The 16478-nt window shown below is 70.3% G+C and carries 13 protein-coding genes; 6 read left to right on the forward strand and 7 right to left on the reverse strand.

All coding sequences use genetic code 11. The features are described 5' to 3' along the window. The 3 genes from ACFOYY_RS30665 to ACFOYY_RS30675 all read left to right on the forward strand — a co-directional run. The coding region (locus ACFOYY_RS30665) for a GAF domain-containing sensor histidine kinase (RefSeq protein ID WP_386194438.1) at nt 1-1037 on the forward strand (1037 nt) is incomplete at its 5' end. Nucleotides 1038-1399: 362 nt separating this feature from the next. After that, nucleotides 1400-2107, forward strand: a complete 708-nt coding sequence (locus ACFOYY_RS30670) for a hypothetical protein (protein WP_386194441.1) — start codon at nt 1400-1402, stop codon at nt 2105-2107. A 163-nt stretch (nt 2108-2270) separates the two neighbouring features. Then, a complete protein-coding gene (locus tag ACFOYY_RS30675) occupies nt 2271-2414 on the forward strand; it encodes a hypothetical protein (protein WP_386194444.1) in 144 nt (47 codons plus the stop codon). 178 nt (nt 2415-2592) lie between these two features. Here ACFOYY_RS30675 and ACFOYY_RS30680 read toward each other — a convergent pair whose 3' ends face one another. The 5 genes from ACFOYY_RS30680 to ACFOYY_RS30700 all read right to left on the reverse strand — a co-directional run bounded on the left by ACFOYY_RS30680 (nt 2593) and on the right by ACFOYY_RS30700 (nt 7465). Further along, nucleotides 2593-2799, reverse strand: coding sequence for a DUF1918 domain-containing protein (locus ACFOYY_RS30680; RefSeq protein ID WP_386194447.1), 207 nt, complete (start codon nt 2797-2799; stop codon nt 2593-2595). 55 nt (nt 2800-2854) lie between these two features. Continuing rightward, nucleotides 2855-3289, reverse strand: coding sequence for an OsmC family protein (locus tag ACFOYY_RS30685; RefSeq protein ID WP_386194450.1), 435 nt, complete (start codon nt 3287-3289; stop codon nt 2855-2857). Between the two features lie 27 nt (nt 3290-3316). Beyond that, nucleotides 3317-4153 carry a slipin family protein gene (locus ACFOYY_RS30690; protein ID WP_386194453.1) on the reverse strand — a complete coding sequence of 279 codons (837 nt, stop codon included), beginning with the start codon at nt 4151-4153 and terminating at the stop codon, nt 3317-3319. Nucleotides 4154-4276: 123 nt separating this feature from the next. After that, complete coding sequence (locus tag ACFOYY_RS30695) at nt 4277-4531, reverse strand: dsRBD fold-containing protein (RefSeq protein WP_386194457.1); 255 nt, start codon at nt 4529-4531, stop codon at nt 4277-4279. Nucleotides 4532-4795: 264 nt separating this feature from the next. After that, nucleotides 4796-7465 carry a cation-translocating P-type ATPase gene (locus ACFOYY_RS30700; protein ID WP_386194459.1) on the reverse strand — a complete coding sequence of 890 codons (2670 nt, stop codon included), beginning with the start codon at nt 7463-7465 and terminating at the stop codon, nt 4796-4798. A gap of 197 nt (nt 7466-7662) precedes the next feature. On the opposite strand from ACFOYY_RS30700, the gene ACFOYY_RS30705 reads away from it, so the two are divergent. The 3 genes from ACFOYY_RS30705 to ACFOYY_RS30715 all read left to right on the forward strand — a co-directional run bounded on the left by ACFOYY_RS30705 (nt 7663) and on the right by ACFOYY_RS30715 (nt 12968). Continuing rightward, complete coding sequence (locus ACFOYY_RS30705) at nt 7663-9333, forward strand: NADH-ubiquinone oxidoreductase-F iron-sulfur binding region domain-containing protein (RefSeq protein ID WP_386194462.1); 1671 nt, start codon at nt 7663-7665, stop codon at nt 9331-9333. After that, entirely contained in the window at nt 9330-12008 is a 2679-nt protein-coding gene (gene fdhF / locus ACFOYY_RS30710; RefSeq protein WP_386194465.1) for a formate dehydrogenase subunit alpha, read from the forward strand. Before ACFOYY_RS30705 ends, fdhF begins: the two co-directional genes overlap by 4 nt. A 108-nt stretch (nt 12009-12116) precedes the next feature. Continuing rightward, complete coding sequence (locus ACFOYY_RS30715) at nt 12117-12968, forward strand: universal stress protein (protein WP_386194468.1); 852 nt, start codon at nt 12117-12119, stop codon at nt 12966-12968. Between the two features lie 156 nt (nt 12969-13124). Here ACFOYY_RS30715 and ACFOYY_RS30720 read toward each other — a convergent pair whose 3' ends face one another. Then, complete coding sequence (locus tag ACFOYY_RS30720; RefSeq protein ID WP_362776384.1) at nt 13125-13760, reverse strand: CBS domain-containing protein; 636 nt, start codon at nt 13758-13760, stop codon at nt 13125-13127. 34 nt (nt 13761-13794) lie between these two features. Continuing rightward, complete coding sequence (locus ACFOYY_RS30725; RefSeq protein WP_386194471.1) at nt 13795-16449, reverse strand: bifunctional acetate--CoA ligase family protein/GNAT family N-acetyltransferase; 2655 nt, start codon at nt 16447-16449, stop codon at nt 13795-13797. Nucleotides 16450-16478 lie beyond the last annotated feature (29 nt).

The following is a 16478-nucleotide window of genomic DNA, read 5'->3' on the forward strand; positions in this document are numbered from 1 at the left end:
GGGTGCTGACCCTGATCGCGCGGCGGGCCAGGCAGATGGCGGGCGCCGACATTGTGGCGGTGCTGCTGCCTGACGACACCGGACAGGTCCTGCGGGTGGCCGTCGCCGATGGGCTGACAAGTGATCAGGTGGCCCATGTCGAGGCGGAGGTCACCGATTCCTTGGCAGGGCGGGCTTTCAGCAGCGGCGAGTCACTCATGGTCACTACGCTCGACGAGGCCGGGGCAGCGGTGGCCATTGCCGAATATGCCGAGTTGGGGCCGGTGGCAGCGGTGCCGATTGGGGCTGCGGGAGCCGTACGCGGGGTGCTGTCGCTGGGCAAACGGTCGGGTCGTATCCCGTTCACCCAGGTCGAGCTGCGCACTCTGCACGCTTTCTCCGCGCAGGCTGCGATCGCCCTGGAGCTGGCCGAGAGCAGGATGGACGCCGAGCGGCTCGGTCTCCTCGAGGACCGTGACCGGATTGCCCGCGACCTGCACGACGTGGTGATCCAGCGGCTGTTCGCGGTGGCCATGACGCTGATGAGCACGGTGCGGCTGGTCGAGCACCCTGAGGCCTCCTCACGCGTGAAGAACGCGATCGACGAACTCGACAGCACCATCCGGCAGATCCGCTCGACCATTTTCGCCCTGCAGACGCCCCACCAGGACGGCGAGGCGGGGTTGCGCACGCAGATCGTGGGACTGGTTGAGGGCGCCCGCGGCCACCTGGGGTTCATGCCGGGTCTGGAGATGGAGGGCCCGCTGGACACCCGGGTCGGGCCGGAGCCGGCCGAGCATCTGCTGGCCGTCCTGCGGGAGGCGCTGTCCAACGTCGTACGGCACGCCAGGGCGACCAAGGCCGACGTGTGCGCTGAGGCGACGGGGGACCGGCTCACCTTGGTGGTGACCGACAACGGGGCCGGACTTCCAGCCGACAGCAGGCGCAGCGGGCTGCGCAACCTCGCCGAGCGCGCGGAGCGGTTCGGCGGCTCCTTCGAGATCAGCTCCCCTTCCGAGGGCGGCACCCGGTTGACCTGGAGCGTCCCCCTCACCTGAGGCTGGATCGGAACAGGTGGCACCGTTCGTGCCGCGTCCGTTCGATCAAGGCAGGGTCGGCCACCGACACGGGGACGACCCAAGATATGGCCGGCCGCTCGCGGGTACGGCGGCTCGACGCTGCGGCGCGATGAGATCTGCTCCGCCCACAGTACGACGCGACGCGCTAAAGGACTTCGCCGCCGTACCGGCACGGTCGTCGAAGTTTCGTCAGATGCCCGCGGCTTCACCTTTCGGCGGGGCCGGTGTGTTCACCTCCGGTCGGTCCACCGAGCCGATGCCTCCCAGCAAGGGCACAGCGGGTGGAAGGGACCTTCGTCCCTGGAAGCGACGGTGGGAATGGCGGATGGTGGAAAGCGGGGGTGATTGACGTGAAGGAAGGTCATGAGTTCCGCTGGGGCGGGCTGGCCGGGATCACCGCGCTGGTGTTCATGATCGCCGGACGGCTGACGATGGGAAACGTGCCGAGGGTCACCGATCCTGCGGCGGTGATCGCTGGCTACTTTCCGCAGTACCGCGTTCAGATCCTGATCGGAGCACTGCTATACGCCATCGCGATCGCACTGCTGTTGTGGTTCGGGGCCGCACTCGCCACGGCCTTCCGCCGCGCGGACGAGACGGGGGACGCTCCCGCGCTGGTGCTTGCCGGGTATGTGCTCATGTGCGTGCTCGGGTTCATCGGCGTGGCGCTGTTCGCCGGAATCGCGTACGCGCTGACCATGTACCGCGGCCTTCTGGAGGTCGCCGCGGGGCCGTACACCGCGCTGACCGCGATGGGCACCGTTGCCGGGATCGCGGTGGCTGTACCGTTCGGAGCCTCTGCGGCGGCCATCTTGCGCACACGGGTCTTTCCCGTCTGGATGGCCTGGTTCGCCGTCGTCGTCGCCGCGGTCAATGTGCTATCGGCGTTCGCGGTGGGAGTCACAGGAGGTGCGTTGGCACCCGATGGTCCGATCGTGGGCTACGTTCCCGGGGCACTGGTGGGCCTGTGGGTGCTGGTTGCGAGCGGGCTGCTCATCCGCGAACACCTGCCGCTCCCGGCGGGAGCACGGCCGGTGATGGGGCACTGACACGATTCCACCCGCGTGTAGGGCGTGTCCCCCATCAGAGATCGTGCGGCCAGCGAGACTGACGCCAGCGGAGGAACACGAGCGGGCCGAACTTCTTCGTCGCGTGTGACGTTTCCGGAACGGTCGCGTCTCGCTGGATCCGGCGGGCCGTACGGTGATCGTGGTGGACGACAGCGTTGCCACCGGCGGGACGGCCAGGGCGGCCTGCCAGGTCGCTCAGGCCCGAGGAGCCTCTCGGGTGGTGCTGGCGGTTCCCGTGGGGCGCCGGACACGATCGCGGGCCTGCGTGAGGTCTCCGATGACGTGATCTGCCGGCGGATCCCCGGTTGTCTTCGCGGGCTCGGGGCATGGCACGGGACTTCACGCAGACCACCGACGAGCAGGTGATCGAGCTGCTCAGGCGGAGCGCGCCCTCCCGGGCGGGCGCACGACGGGAGGTCCCTCGTGACCGTGGCAGGCTAGAAGAGCCACTTGGCGGGAGGCGGTCAGGGGCTCTCGGTCCTCGCTTCCTCGTGCTCGACGTGGGCGTCCGGGCCGGGGAAGAACATGACCTCGTGTTCCTGGTCGAGCCAGTGGACGTCGTACGGAGGCGTACCGTCAGAGTGGTGTAGCCCGGTGATGACGCCGATACGTCGTGGCTCGCCCACGTGGGTGCTCTCGACGATCAACCGGTCTCCTACTTGCGCCTTCATGATCCTTACCTCTCTCGGTTCTTACCGGCTTTCGGAAAGTACGGTGGTCTGTGGGCTACGCGTGCCCCGGCGTGGACAGGTCCTCCGTGATGTGAAGCCGGAAGGCGATCTCCGGTGGCGTTCGCAGCGAGTTGTACACAGCACTGTGCTCAATCGCCGAGATGAAGGAGTCCCGTAGCCCAGCAGGTACGCCTGGAGCTTCGACGACCAGTTCGATCCGGTTGACGCGTGCGGGACGCAGGGCGAGCTCGTAGTGGGCGGTGACGGTGACGCCGGCGGGCAGTTCACAGCGGTGAAGGTAGCGTTCGGCGCGCTGGGCGGCACAGGCGGCGAGACTTCCGGCGAGCAGTTCGACCGGGTCGGGGCCGGTGTCGCCGCCGCCGAAGTCTCTGATCTGGTCGACGCGGACGATGTGTTGCCGCATGTGGACGTCGAAGCGGTCACCACCGTGCCAGACGATTTTCACGGTGCCGTTGTGGTTCTGCCCCATGCTGGCCTCCCGGGATGGGTCCGGGTTTCAGGAACCTGGATGTGAGGTGGTTCGCGAGCCCGTCGCCTGTGTCCATGGCGTGCCCGCCTTCGTGGTTTTGTGCTGTTCCGTGCCGCGCCAGGTCTTGAGCGCACGGGGAGCGATCCTGTCGCGTTCGGCGGTGACGAAGTCGGACAGTTCACGAGCGCGGGTGAGGAACTGGGCAGGGAAGACGATGGTGGAGTTGTGTTCCACGGCGATCTCGCTCAGTACCTGAAGGTTACGCAACTGCAGCGCGATGGGGTGGGCGGCGATGACGTCGGCGGCCTCGGCGAGCCTTCCGGCCGACAAGGCCTCTCCTTCGGCAGCGATGATCTTCGCGCGCTTCTCGCGCTCCGCCTCGGCCTCGCGGGCCATCGCCCGCTGCATCGACTGCGGCAACTCGATGTCCTTGAGTTCCACGAGCAGTACGTAGACGCCCCACTGCTGGGTGATCCGGTCGAGGATCTGCTTGATCGACTCGTTGAGCGTCTCGGTGTCTGTCAGCACGTGATCCAGCAGGGAGCGGCCGACGACGTTGCGGACGGTCGTCTGGGCGATCTGGCTGACCGCGTCCTGCACGTTCTCGATCTCCACGATCGACTTCACCGGGTCCACCCGGCGGAAGTAGGCCACCGCGGCGACTCCGATGGAGACGTTGTCGCGGGTGATGATCTGCTGCGAGGCGATCGGCATCGTCACGGTGCGCAGGCTCACTTTACGCATCCGATCCACCAGCGGGATCATGAACCGTAGCCCGGGCTCGCGAACCGCCCGCACCTGGCCGAGCCGGAACACCACTCCGCGTTCGTACTGCCGCACGATTGCGATACCGAGGTTTGACATGACGATCCCCTTCCTGCCGTCCCCTCCATCCTGTGTCCGTGTCACGCTGGAACACGGACCCGGTGGCCGGTGGCCACGACCGCGAACCTCCCTGTTCCGGACGGTCGCGCCCCACGAGACCTGTTACGAGGCGGAGCCTGTGAACTGGGCGATGTCGTCCGAGGTGACGTTGAGCAGTCTTGCTGCCAGGTCGGCCAGCGCGCGGGCGACAGCGAGCTCGTCGCCGATCTCGGCCACCGGCTCGTCGACCGGGTTGCGGCGTGCCCGGCCGACCCCGGTCAGGTCGTGGGTGTCCCTGGTGGCCAGAACCGCTCTGGCGAAGGTCTCGTCGCCTTCCTCGGTGATGTGGATCTGTACGGTCCACTGCTTGGCTTCCATGATCTGAAACTCCGTTCGACGAAGTGGTGATCGCGATGCCGAGCCGGGTGCCGGATCTCCTTGCCGCTGTACGGTTCGGCGCAGCGCTCTTCGAACCGCCGGGCGCGCAGCATCCGGCGCGACGACTCCCGCTGTAGGATGGTCCACGCCTTGCGTTTGACTGTCATAGCCGTGTCTCACATGCGTACACCCACCTTCTCCACTGTCGGTACCGCACGGCGATGATCGACAGTGGCTAAGGTCCCATTTCTCCAGGTAATTCGGCTATTCCTCGGTGGAACCGTTCATCGGTCGAACACGGTCGCGGGCCGCTGCCGAGCGGCGTACGAGCCAGCGACGGAACTCGTCGCTCCCCCACACGACGAACGGGAACAGGGTGATCAGGGCAACGACGTCGAGCGGGAGCATCGCCGTGCCGAAGACACGTTGCAGAGGCGGAACGTAGACGACCAGGGCGGTGAAGGCCAGCTCGAAGGCGATTCCCCACAGCAGCAGCGGGTTGGTGAACAGTCCGATCCCGCGCAGGGAGGCGTGTTCGGTGCGGGCGGCGAAGGCCGTGCCGACCTGGCACATGACGATCCCGGCGAACGTCGCGGTGGTGGCCTGGACGTAGGCGTGATTCAGGGCCGTGCCCGGCCCGGTCGGGGCGCCCGGATACCAGCCGGACCGCCACAGGATGAGGAAGAACACCACCATGACCAGGGTCGCGGAGATCAGACCGAGGAAAACCCAGGCCCGCACGAGCATGGCAGCGGTGATCACGCCTTCCTGCCGGCGGCGGGGCGGACGGTTCATGATGCCGGGCTCGGCGGGCTCACGGCCCAGGGCGAGGGCCGGGAGTGTCTCGGTGCCCAGGTCGATGGCCAGGATCTGCAGGACCGTCAGCGGTAACGGCACCGCGCCGCCGCTGAGGGCGAAGATCAGGAACGGCACGACCTCGGGAGTGGTGTGGGCGAAGATGTACAGGATGAACTTGCGCACGTTGTCGTAGACCCGACGCCCCGACTCCACGGCGGTCACGATGGTGGCGAAGTTGTCGTCGGTCAGTACCATCGTCGCCGCCTCCCGGGCGACATCGGTGCCCGAACGGCCCATCGCGACCCCGATGTCCGCCCGATGCAGCGCGGGGGCGTCGTTCACCCCGTCTCCGGTCATGGCCACGATCTGTCCCTGGCCGCACAGGGCGTCGGCGATGCGGAGTTTCGTCTCCGGCGACGAACGGGCGAAGACGATCTCCTGGTCGCGGGTGAGCAGTTCGTCCAGTTCGTGATCATGGACGTGTTCGGCCTCGGCGACGACGCACAGGCGGGGGTGGCCGACGCCGACCTCGCGGGCGACCTCGGCGGCGGTGATCCCGTTGTCACCGGTCACGATGTGCACGCGCAGTCCGGCCCGGTGACAGCGCTCCACGGCCCCGGCCACCTCGGGGCGGGGCGGATCGTCAAGGCCGACCAGGCCGATCAGCCGCAGGTCCCGTTCAGCGTCCTCACGGCGTTCAGGGGCGCGACCGGTCGTACGGGCGGCCACGGCCAGGACGCGCAACCCACGTCCGGCGAGAACGGCCACCTCGGCCATCACGTGTTCCCGGTCGCAGTCCGGGACACGGGCGAGTACGGCCTCGGGCGCCCCCTTGACGTAGACCACATGATCGGTCGCGACGGACATCAACCTCAGGAGCGGGTCGAACCTGAACAGCGCCCGGCGGCGTTTGTCGCGACCGTCCAGGTCAGCGGGGTGTCCGAGCCAGTCGGCGCCCTCGACGAGCGCGATCTCGGTCGGGTCCCCGGCCAGGCCGTCAGGGGTGCGGGCGACCGTGGTGCACTCGGTCGTCGCGGCCGCCAACCTCTCGAAACCGGCAGGGTGCGGACACGAGCGGTCGACCGTGCCGTGCGGGGTCCACGCCGCCTCAAGGCGCATCCGGTTGCGTGTCAGGGTTCCGGTCTTGTCGGTGCAGATGACGGCGGTGGATCCGAGCGTCTCCACCGCGCTCAGCCGTTTGACGACGGCGCCGTCGCGGGCCAGCGCGCGCACTCCGACGGCCAGTGCCAGGGTGATCGTGGGTAGCAGTCCTTCGGGTACGTTGGCCACCAGCAGGCCGATGGCGAACGTCAGCGCGGCGACCGTGGACATCCCCGAGGCGACGCCCGCCAGGAGGAACACCGCTCCCATACCGACGGCGGCCAGGGCGATGAGCCAGGCGACTCGTCTCACCTGTGTCTCCAGCGGGCTGCGCTCTCGTACGGTGCGTTGGCTGAGCACCGCGATGCGGCCCAGTTCGGTGTGGTCACCGGTGGCGAAGGCCACCGCCGTCGCCTCTCCGGCGACGCAGGTGGTTCCGCTGAAGACCAGGTTGGGCTCACTGAGCAGAGGAGCGCCCTCCCGCGACGGGTCGGCCGTCCGGGCCACCGGCATGGACTCACCGGTGAGCATGGACATGTCCACCTCAAGGGTGCCGTCGATCAGGCGCAGATCGGCGGGAACCCTGTCGCCCTCACCGAGCAGCACGAGATCTCCGGGCACCACCCCGCGAGCCTCGATCGACACCTCCTGGTCATCTCGTGTCACACGGGTGTGTTGCGGCAGGTAGCGGGCGAGGGTTTCGACCGCCCGCTCGGCCTGCCGTTCCTGCAACAGCGCGAACACCGCGTTCAACACGACGACGGCGATGACGGCGGCCGCCAGCACCGCCGTACCCGCGGCGTAGGCCAGGGCCCCGGCCGTCCACAGCAGTAAGGCGAGAGGATGGACCAGCTGACCGAGTAATTCGTCGAGCAGCGACCGGTGCCGTCTGCGGCGTACCTCGTTGGGGCCGTACACCGCAAGACGGCGGGCCGCCTCCCGGGATGACAGCCCTCCGGGACCGGTGCCGAGCTCCCGACGCAGCCGGGACAGGGGTTCCCGAGGGTCCAGATCCCTGACCTCGGCACTTTCCATAGTTCTCACCGTCGGATTCCCGGGGGCGTTCACGGTAGCGGTCCAAGGACTCTTGACATGGGGCGAAGGTCCCACGTCCTGGTAGGAGGGCCTGGCCCGTCGAACCCGGACCAGGATCGGGCAGGAGGGGCGAAGGTCCCGTCGCGTCGGGTCCATGGACCCTGAGAGGCGGGATACGGCGGAACCATTCTGGACTTATGGGCGGTTTCAACGGCTCCAACGGCTTTCGTGTGCTCGCGGGGCGAAGAGGGCACCTCGGCGCCAGGCTGCTGGAGGCTTTGGCCGGGGCCGCCGAGAGGTCACCGGACGGCCCGCAGGTGTGGGCTCCGCGGGTGGCCCGGCGCCTGGGGCTGCCGGCGGCCGCGGGGCTGGGGTCGGCCACCTTCTACGCCGACCTGGCCGCCCCGCGCGGCCGCCGCCACGTGCGGGTCTGCGCCGCGGCGGCCTGCTTCGCCGCCCGGGCGGGTCGTCAGCTCACCGAGGTCGAGGAGGCCCTGGGCGTCGCGGTCGGTGGCGTCGGCCGGAACGACGTCTCGCTGCAGGCGGTTCGCTGCCTGGGCTTCTGCTACGCGAGTCCTGGCTGCCTCGACGGTGACACGCCGTGCGTCGGCCCCACCCTCACCGAGCAACTGGCCGGGGGGCTGCCTCCCACGGCACCCGTCATTCCGGCCCGGGACGTCACCGGCGATCCGGTGGCGCTCGCCGGGATCGTCGCCGGTGAAGAGCCCTGGACGGTGTGGCCCGAGGCTGTGGCCACCGGAGCCGCACAGCGGGTTCTGGCCGAGGTGGCGGCCTCCGGGCTGCGGGGACGAGGCGGTGCCGGTTTCCCGGTGGCCGCCAAGTGGGCCGCCACGGGCGGATCGCCGGACACGGTGGTCGTCGCCAACGGTGACGAGGGTGATCCGGGTTCCTACGCCGACCGGTTGCTGATGGAAGCCGATCCGGCGCGGGTGCTGGAGGGCCTGGCTCTGGCCTGCCTGGCCTGCGGAGCCCGTCGTGCCGTGGTACTGGTGCGCTCGGAGTACCCGCAGGCGCTCACCCGGATGCGGGCGGCGGTCGGCCAAGCCTACGCCGGCGGCCATCTGGGCGGGTCGGTCCACGGCAGTGAGGTGAACCTGGACGTCGAGGTCGTCGAGGGCGCCGGATCCTATGTGGCGGGAGAGGAAACCGCGCTGATCGCCGGGCTGGAGGGCGGCCGCGGCTGTGCACGGTCCCGCCCGCCCTACCCCACGCGACAGGGCCTGTGGGACGCCCCGACCGTGGTCAACAACGTCGAGACACTAGCCGCCGTACCGTGGATCGTACGGCGTGGCGGAAACGCCTACGCCTGCCGCGGCACCCGAACCGAAACCGGCACGAAGCTGGTCTGCCTGTCCGAACGCTTCGCCCGGCCCGGCTGCTACGAGGTCGAGCTCGGCACTCCGGTGATCCACATCGTCACCGAGCTGGGCGGCGGCCTGCGGGAGGGGGCCGAGCTGGGGGCCCTGCAGGTGGGCGGTCCGCTGGGCGGATTCCTGCCCCCTGACGGGCTGGACGTACCGCTGACCGAGGCCGATCTGGCCCGCCACGGCGCCGCCCTCGGACACGCCGGTCTTGTCGCCTTCGACCGGCGTGTGACGGGGAGGGAGGTGCTGCGGCACGTGTGGGAGTTCGCCGCCGCAGAAAGCTGCGGAGCCTGCTCCCCCTGCCGGGTCGGCTCCCGCCGGGGCCTGGAGATCACCGAATCCGGCACGCCGTCCGAGGAGTACACGCGGCTGTTACGGGTGATGGGCCAGGCGAGCCTGTGCGCCTTCGGGCGCAGGGTGCCCGCCGCGGTACGGAGCCTCGCCCGAGCCTACGGGGACCAGCTCAGGGAGTGGGACCGATGAGGGTCGACGTCGACGGCGTCGCCGTCCATCTGGAAGACGGTGCCTCACTGCTGGACGCGGTCCGTCTCGCCGGGGGCGAGTTGCCCACGCTGTGCCACGACGACCGCCTGACATCGGTGGGCTCCTGCCGTACCTGTCTGGTGAGATCCGGCGGGAGCGTGGTGGCCGCGTGCGTCACCCCGGCCGTGGACGGTGCCGTGGTCGAGGTCACCGCCGGCGAGTTGCGAGAACTGCGCCGTGACGCCGTGGAACTGATCGTCTCGGCTTTGCCGCCCCGCGCCTTGGACGGCGATGCGGACGGTGGCGAGCTGGCCCGGATCTGCCACGAGCTGGGGCTCGCCCCGGACATCGCCCAGGGGCCGGGCGGACGAGGGCGTGACGACACCCATCCCTACGTCCACCTGGACCGGGATCTGTGCATCGCCTGCGGTCGGTGCGTTCGCATGTGCGCCGAGGTCCAGGGAACCTTCGCCCTCACCCTGACCGGTCGGGGCGCCGACACGGTGGTCGCCCCCGGCACGGGCGGATCATGGGCCGACTCGGACTGCGTCTCCTGCGGCGGCTGTGTCGACACCTGCCCCACCGGGGCGCTCACCGAGCCCGGTCTGCCGGTGGGAGACCGGGCAAGGACCTCGGGACGGACCCGTACCACCTGCGGCTACTGCGGGGTCGGCTGCTCCTTGGAGGTGCTCACCCGCGATGGCGAGATCGTCGCGGTCCTGCCGGACCACGATGGTCCGGTCAATCGTGGGCACGCCTGTGTCAAAGGCCGTTTCGCGCACGGGTTCCTTCACGCGTCCGAACGGCTCACCCGGCCGTTGCTGCGCCGCGACGGGCTCCTCACACCGGTGAGCTGGTCCGAGGCTCTCGACCATGTCGCCCGTGGCCTACGTGCGGCCGTCGCCGCAGGGGGTCCCGACGCGGTGGCGGCGATCTCCTCGGCCAGGGCGACCAACGAGGAGAACTACCTGATCCAGAAGTTCATGCGGGTCGCCGTCGGCACCAACAACGTCGACAACTGCTCCCGCCTCTGCCACGCCCCCTCGGCGGCCGGTCTGACCGCGGCCTTCGGCCTGTCCGGCGGCACCGACAGCCTCGACGACGTGGAAGGAGCCGACTGTCTGCTGCTGGTGGGCGCCAACCCGGTCGAGGCCCACCCCGTGGTCGGCGCGCGGCTGCTGCGGAGGGTTCTGCACGGGGCACGGCTGATCGTCGCCGACCCCAGGACCGTCGGCCTGGCCCATCACGCCGACGTGCACTTGCGGTCCCAACCTGGCTCTAACGTCGCCCTGTTCAACGGCTTGGCGCACGTGATGCTCGCCGAGGGGCTCGTCGACGACGATTTCCTGCGCCATCGGGTCGCGGGGCTGCCGGAGCTCACCGCGCTGCTGGCCGGTTACGGGCCGGACCGGGTGGCCGCCCTCACCGGGGTTCCGGCCGGGGACCTGCTTGAGGCCGCCCGGCTCTACGGGCGGGCCGAGCGGCCGGCGATCGTCTACGGACTGGGCGTCACCGAGCACCTGCACGGCACCGACGGGGTCCGCGCCCTGGCCAACCTGGCGATCCTGCGTGGCGCGGTCGGCACCGGACACGGTTTCGGGATCAACCCGCTGCGCGGCCAGAACAACGTCCAGGGCGCCTCCGACATGGGCGCGCTGCCCGACCTGCTGCCCGGCTACGCCAAGGTGACCGATCCCGCCGCCCGGGCCAGGGCCGCCGACGTCTGGGGAGCGCCGGTTCCGGACCGGCCCGGGATGCGCATCCCGGAGATGTTCGCCGCCGCACGCGCCGGAACGCTGCAGGCCCTGTGGATCGTCGGTGAGGACGTCTGCGCCACCGACCCCGACACCGTCCGGGTCACCGAAGCCCTGGAGACCTGCCCGCTGGTCGTCTGCCAGGAGCTGTTCCTGTCCGAGACGGCCCGCCACGCCGACGTCGTGTTGCCAGCTGCGGCCTGGCTGGAGAAGGACGGCACCTTCGTCAACTTCGACCGCCGCTTCCAGAGGGTCCGTCCTGCTCTGGATCCTCCGGGGGACGCCAGGACCGACTTCGCGGCGGTCCACGCTCTCGCCTCCGCCCTCGGCGTGGACCTCGGCTGCCGGACGCCGGCCGAGACGCTGGCCGAGTGCGCCCGGATGGCGCCGCTCTTCGCGGGGATCTCCCACGAACGCCTCGACCGTGAGGGCGCCGTCTCCTGGCCCTGCCCGGATTCCCTCCGGCCGGGAGAGGCGAGCCTGTATCGGGAGCGGTTCTCCACCTCCGACGGCTTGGCCCACCTGGCCGCCTGCCCCTACCTCCCGCCGGGGGAGACGCCGGACGACCGCTACCCTCTCGTCCTGGTCACCGGACGACGCTGGGCGCACTACAACTCCGGGAACATGACCCGCCGTACGGCCAACCTTCAGCTGGAAGGGGTCGATCTGCTCGATCTCCATCCTGCCGACGCCGCTCGGTACGGCCTCGGGGAGGGGGATCCGGTCACGGTGAGGAGCCGGTACGGCCGCGCCGTGTTGACCGCTCACCTCAGTGACGACATGGTGCCCGGCCAGGTCTTCTGCGCGTTCCACTTCCCTTCCAGCGGGGTGAACACTCTCACCTCCCGCCATGCCGACACCGTGACGTCGTGCCCGGAGTACAAGGTCACCGCGGTACGGCTGATACCGGGGTGCGTCTGAACGGTGACCTACCCACGGCGGGGCGAACGTCCTTTCCGGATCGGGACGATCGCCTCTGGAGGAGGCGGTTTGCCCGCGGTCCGATGAAAGAGGGAAAGGGGGAAGGACATGACCAAGTCGATTGTCGTCGCCACCGACGGCTCATCCGCCGCCACGGCCGCCGTGCGGTGGGCGGCCGACGACGCGGCACGCAGAAGACTGCCGGTGCGGATCGTGCACGTCGTGGAACGCTGGCCGTACGGGATCTCGGCGTTCTCTCCACCGGAATGGCAGGACGCGCTGGCCGACGCCGGTGAGCGGGTGCTCACCGAGGCGGCGAAGGCCGCCGCGGAACGCAGGCCGGACATCGACGTGACGACCGAACTGGTCGGGGGAACACCCGCTGAGACCCTGCGCGAGCGGGCCGCCTCGGCCGTCGAACTCGTGATCGGCAACCGAGGCCTGGGCGGCTTCGCCGAGGCGCTGCTGGGTTCGGCGGTCCTGCGACTGGCGGGCCACGTGCCCGGCGCCATCGTGGTCGTCAGGACTGAGGAGGGTGAATCGCGAGATGAGGTCGTCGTGGGCGTCGACGGCTCCCCGGAGTGCGAGCCCGCCCTGGGCTTCGCCTTCGAGCAGGCCCGGCTGCGCGAATGCACCCTGCGTGCCCTGCACGCCTGGCAGGTTCCGTTGCACGCCTTCATGCCGGAGCCTGTCCGTGACCTCTCCGGGGAACGGCGGGAGCAGCAGCGGATGCTCGCCGACCGACTCACCCCGTGGCGGGACAGGTTCCCCGAGGTCGAGATCGTGTCGGAGGTGACCTACGCCCACCCGGTGTCGGCTCTGAGGGACGCCTCGGCGCAGGCCGACCTGCTGGTGGTGGGTTCCCGCGGGCTGGGTGCCGTCGGTTCGGCGGTGCTGGGGTCCGTCAGCCGGGACGTGCTCCACCACGCCCGCTGCCCGGTGGCCGTGGTCCGGTCGTGAACCTCCCGCGGGAGAAACGTCGGGTCGTGGCTGGGGACGATCTTCTGGTGGTGGACTCCGTGGACGTGGTGACGTCGCCTCGGTCTGGACGGCGCTTCCTCGCGGGCGAGGGCGGGGGAGTTCCCGTCCGGCCGTCGGCCAAGGTCTGTGGATCTCCTATCTCTCTTCGGGTCTTCCTTCGGGGCCGGTGTTGTCCCGGTCCCAGGTGAGCTCGTCGACCACGTCGACGACTCCGTCGACCTGCCCAGTCATCCGGACGGCGAGCCGGACGTCCTTGCGCAGAGTCATCCTCCCGCTCAGTGTGACCACGCCGTCGGCGACGACGACACGGATTCGTGAGGTGTCCATCCACAGCGACCGGGACAGCACGTCCCGGCGTATCTCACGCGCGATGTCGTCGTCGGAACGGGCGAACACCTTCAGCAGGTCACAGCGGCTGACGATGCCCGCCAGATGACCGTGGCCGTCGGTCACCGGCAGCCGCTTGACGCCGTGGTGTTCCATCAGGCGGCCCGCGGTCACCACGGGGGCGTCCACCGGGACGGTGACGGCCGGAGCGCTCATCAGGTCTCGGGCCGTCTCGCGCCCCGGCCGGGGCGACCCAGTGCGGAACCGCTCCCGGCGCACCAGGTCGGCCTCGGAGACGACGCCGACCACGTGGCCGTCGCCGTCCAGGACCGGTACGGCACTGACTCCGTGCTCCAGGAGCGTCTCGGCGATGTCCTTGAAGCAGGTGCCCTCGGTGACCGAGACCACCCGCCGGGTCATGACGTCCTTGACGGTGACGCGCATCATCGCCTCCCACCGGATCCGCAGGTCCGGTCGCTCATCGCAGTCTCCTGCGGAAGGGCGACGGCGGCGGGGCGGCGGGTGCGAGCCGTATCCGGACGTCCACGGCGAGCGCGCCGGACGTGGTGACGATCACCGGGTTCAGGTCGAGTTCGGCCACCTGCGGAAGGTCGTCCAGCAGCTGTCCGACCCCGGCGATCTGTTCCCGGAGCGCGGCGACGTCGACGGCGGGGCGTCCCCGGTAGCCCGAGAGCAACGGGGCGCATCGCAGTTCGGCGACCATCGCAGCGGGATCCTGATCGTCGAGCGGAGGTACCCGGAAGGAGTGGTCGGCCATGAGCTCGGCGGCGGCGCCGCCCATGCCGACCATGAGCAACGGGCCGAAGGACTCGTGTGCGACGCCACCGATGATCATCTCCACACCGGGCTCGGCCATCGGCTGGACGATCGCGCCGGTCATCGCCGGTCCGATGGCGTCGGCCATCTCCTGGTAGGCGTGGCGGACCTCGCCGGGAGTGGAGAGGCCGAGGCGGACTCCGCCGACGTCGCTCTTGTGCACCAGGCCGGGCCCGGTGGCCTTGAGCGCGACCGGTAGCCCGGTGGACTCGGCGGCCGCCGCGGCGGTGTCGGGGCCGTCGGCCTTGGTCGAGGCGATGACACGGACGCCGTAGCAGCCGAGCAGGCGGGCTGCGGTGGCGTGGTCGAGCCATCGGCCGCCGGGATGGCGGGCCAGGTCCGCCGCCACGAGGCCACGGGCGGTGACGGTGTCGGCCGCCGGTGGCTTGGCGGGCGCGGCCTGTGGCCTCGCGCGCCACGCCGCGTACCCCACCGTGTGACGCAGGGCCCCCACGGCCTGTTCGGGAAAGGCGTAGCACGGGATCCGTCCGTCCAGCAGGCCGTCGTGCCCGGCGATACAGGCGGCCACGGTCTTGGTCGTCGTGGCGGTCGCGGCGATGATGGCATGGCGGGTGCCGGCCAGTCCGGAGCCGAACGGCGGGGTGTAGACGATCAGGACGGCGTCGATGTCGGGGTCGGCCAGGACGGTCTCCACGGCGAAGGCGAGATCCCGTGCGCTGCCGCCGGCGGTGAGATCAACGGGGTTGGCCACGGCGGCCGAGGCAGGAAGCTGGGAACGCAGGCGTCCACGGGTGAGGGGCGACAGCCCGGGAACCAGCAGGCCGTGCCGCTCGCAGGCGTCGGCGGCCAGGGCTTGAGGTCCGCCGGAGTTGCCGACGACGGCCACCCGCCCGCCACGGGGCAGCGGCTGGGTTCCCAGCAGGCGCGCGGTGTCGAGCATGTCCTGGACGCTGTCGACGCGGATGACTCCCGACGCTTTGAGCAGGGCGTCGACGGCGACGTCCGGGGTGGCGGCGGCCGCGGTGTGGGAGTGGACCGCCCGCTCCCCGGAGACGCCCCGGCCGCTCTTGATCACGATGATCGGCTTGCGTCTGCTCACCCGCCGTGCGATGCGGCCGAATCTGCGGGGGTTGCCGAACGACTCCAGGTACAGGGCGATCACGTCGGTCGCCGGGTCGTCCTCCCAGTACTCCAGCAGGTCGTTCCCGCTGACGTCGGCCTTGTTGCCGACCGAGGCGAAGCCCGACAGGCCGACCCCCAGGGCGTTGGCCCGGTCGATCAGAGCGACCGCGACCGCGCCCGACTGCGACATCAGGGCCAGGCGCCCGGGAGCGGGAGGATGAGGCAGGAAACTGGCGTTGAGATTGGCCCCGGTGTCGGCGACACCGAGGCAGTTGGGGCCGATCAGACGCATGCCGGATTCACGGCAGATCCTCAGCAGCTCGCCTTCCATACCTGTCTCACCCGCCTCGGCGAATCCGGCCGTGACGACGACGAGGTCGTGCACGCCGTGGCCGGCGCAGTCGCGGGCGATCTCCAGCACGGTGTGGGCCGGGGTGGCGACGACCGCCAGGTCGACCGGGCCGGGCACCTGCCGCACGGTCGCGTACGCGGGCAGGCCGAGGATCCTGTCGGCGTGCGGGTTGACCGGGTGGACGGGGCCGGAGAAGCCGGCGTCGAGAATGCTGCGCAGGATGCGGTGGCCGATCCCGCCCGGGGCGCGTCCCGCGCCGATCACCGCGATCGACTCCGGGTGGAACAGCCGCTTCAGGCAGGCGGAGGTCGCCTCGTGGGCGCGTTCCTCGATCCGCTCCAGCAGGCCCGGAGTGGGATGCGGATCCATCCGGATCTCCACCGTCCCGTCGAGGAAGGCCCGCCGGGTGGGCAGTCCGAGATCGTCCAGCACTCGCAGCATGGGGCGGTTGTCGGCCAGTACCTCGGCGACCAGCTCGCGCACGCCCTCGTCGGCGGCCTCCAGCGCCAGGTGCTCGACCAGCAGGGTGCCCAGGCCACGGTGGTGCATCGTGTCGTCGATCAGGATCGCGAGTTCGGCGTCGCCGTCCTGACCGGGGACGTACTCCGCGACCGCCACCAGGCCGCCGTCCACTGCGGCGACCAGGACGCGGCCCGGGTGGTCCGGTTCGGTGACGCGGTCCATGTAGGCGTGGGCGCCGGCCTTGCCTCCGGTGAAGAACCGCAGGTAGGCCGAGCGTTCGGACGACCTGTCGACCAGCCTGTGCAGGGACGGCCCGTCGCCGGGACGCAGGGGGCGGATGTGGGCGATGCCACCTTCACGTAACAGGACATCGCATTCGTCGGGGACGGTTCGCCTCATACCAGCAGCCTCCGCCACCGCCGCGCCGG

The organism is Streptosporangium jomthongense (genome assembly GCF_042650425.1).
Taxonomy (GTDB): domain Bacteria; phylum Actinomycetota; class Actinomycetes; order Streptosporangiales; family Streptosporangiaceae; genus Streptosporangium.

Excerpts from the sequence above, each read along its gene's own strand:
- ACFOYY_RS30680 (WP_386194447.1), bottom strand. The coding sequence starts at position 2,799 with ATGAAGGCGCAAGTAGGAGACCGGTTGATCGTCGAGAGCACCCACGTG.
- ACFOYY_RS30685 (WP_386194450.1), bottom strand. The coding sequence starts at position 3,289 with ATGGGGCAGAACCACAACGGCACCGTGAAAATCGTCTGGCACGGTGGT.
- ACFOYY_RS30690 (WP_386194453.1), bottom strand. The coding sequence starts at position 4,153 with ATGTCAAACCTCGGTATCGCAATCGTGCGGCAGTACGAACGCGGAGTG.
- ACFOYY_RS30695 (WP_386194457.1), bottom strand. The coding sequence starts at position 4,531 with ATGGAAGCCAAGCAGTGGACCGTACAGATCCACATCACCGAGGAAGGC.
- ACFOYY_RS30700 (WP_386194459.1), bottom strand. The coding sequence starts at position 7,465 with ATGGAAAGTGCCGAGGTCAGGGATCTGGACCCTCGGGAACCCCTGTCC.
- ACFOYY_RS30705 (WP_386194462.1), top strand. The coding sequence starts at position 7,663 with ATGGGCGGTTTCAACGGCTCCAACGGCTTTCGTGTGCTCGCGGGGCGA.
- fdhF (WP_386194465.1), top strand. The coding sequence starts at position 9,330 with ATGAGGGTCGACGTCGACGGCGTCGCCGTCCATCTGGAAGACGGTGCC.
- ACFOYY_RS30715 (WP_386194468.1), top strand. The coding sequence starts at position 12,117 with ATGACCAAGTCGATTGTCGTCGCCACCGACGGCTCATCCGCCGCCACG.
- ACFOYY_RS30720 (WP_362776384.1), bottom strand. The coding sequence starts at position 13,760 with ATGCGCGTCACCGTCAAGGACGTCATGACCCGGCGGGTGGTCTCGGTC.
- ACFOYY_RS30725 (WP_386194471.1), bottom strand. The coding sequence starts at position 16,449 with ATGAGGCGAACCGTCCCCGACGAATGCGATGTCCTGTTACGTGAAGGT.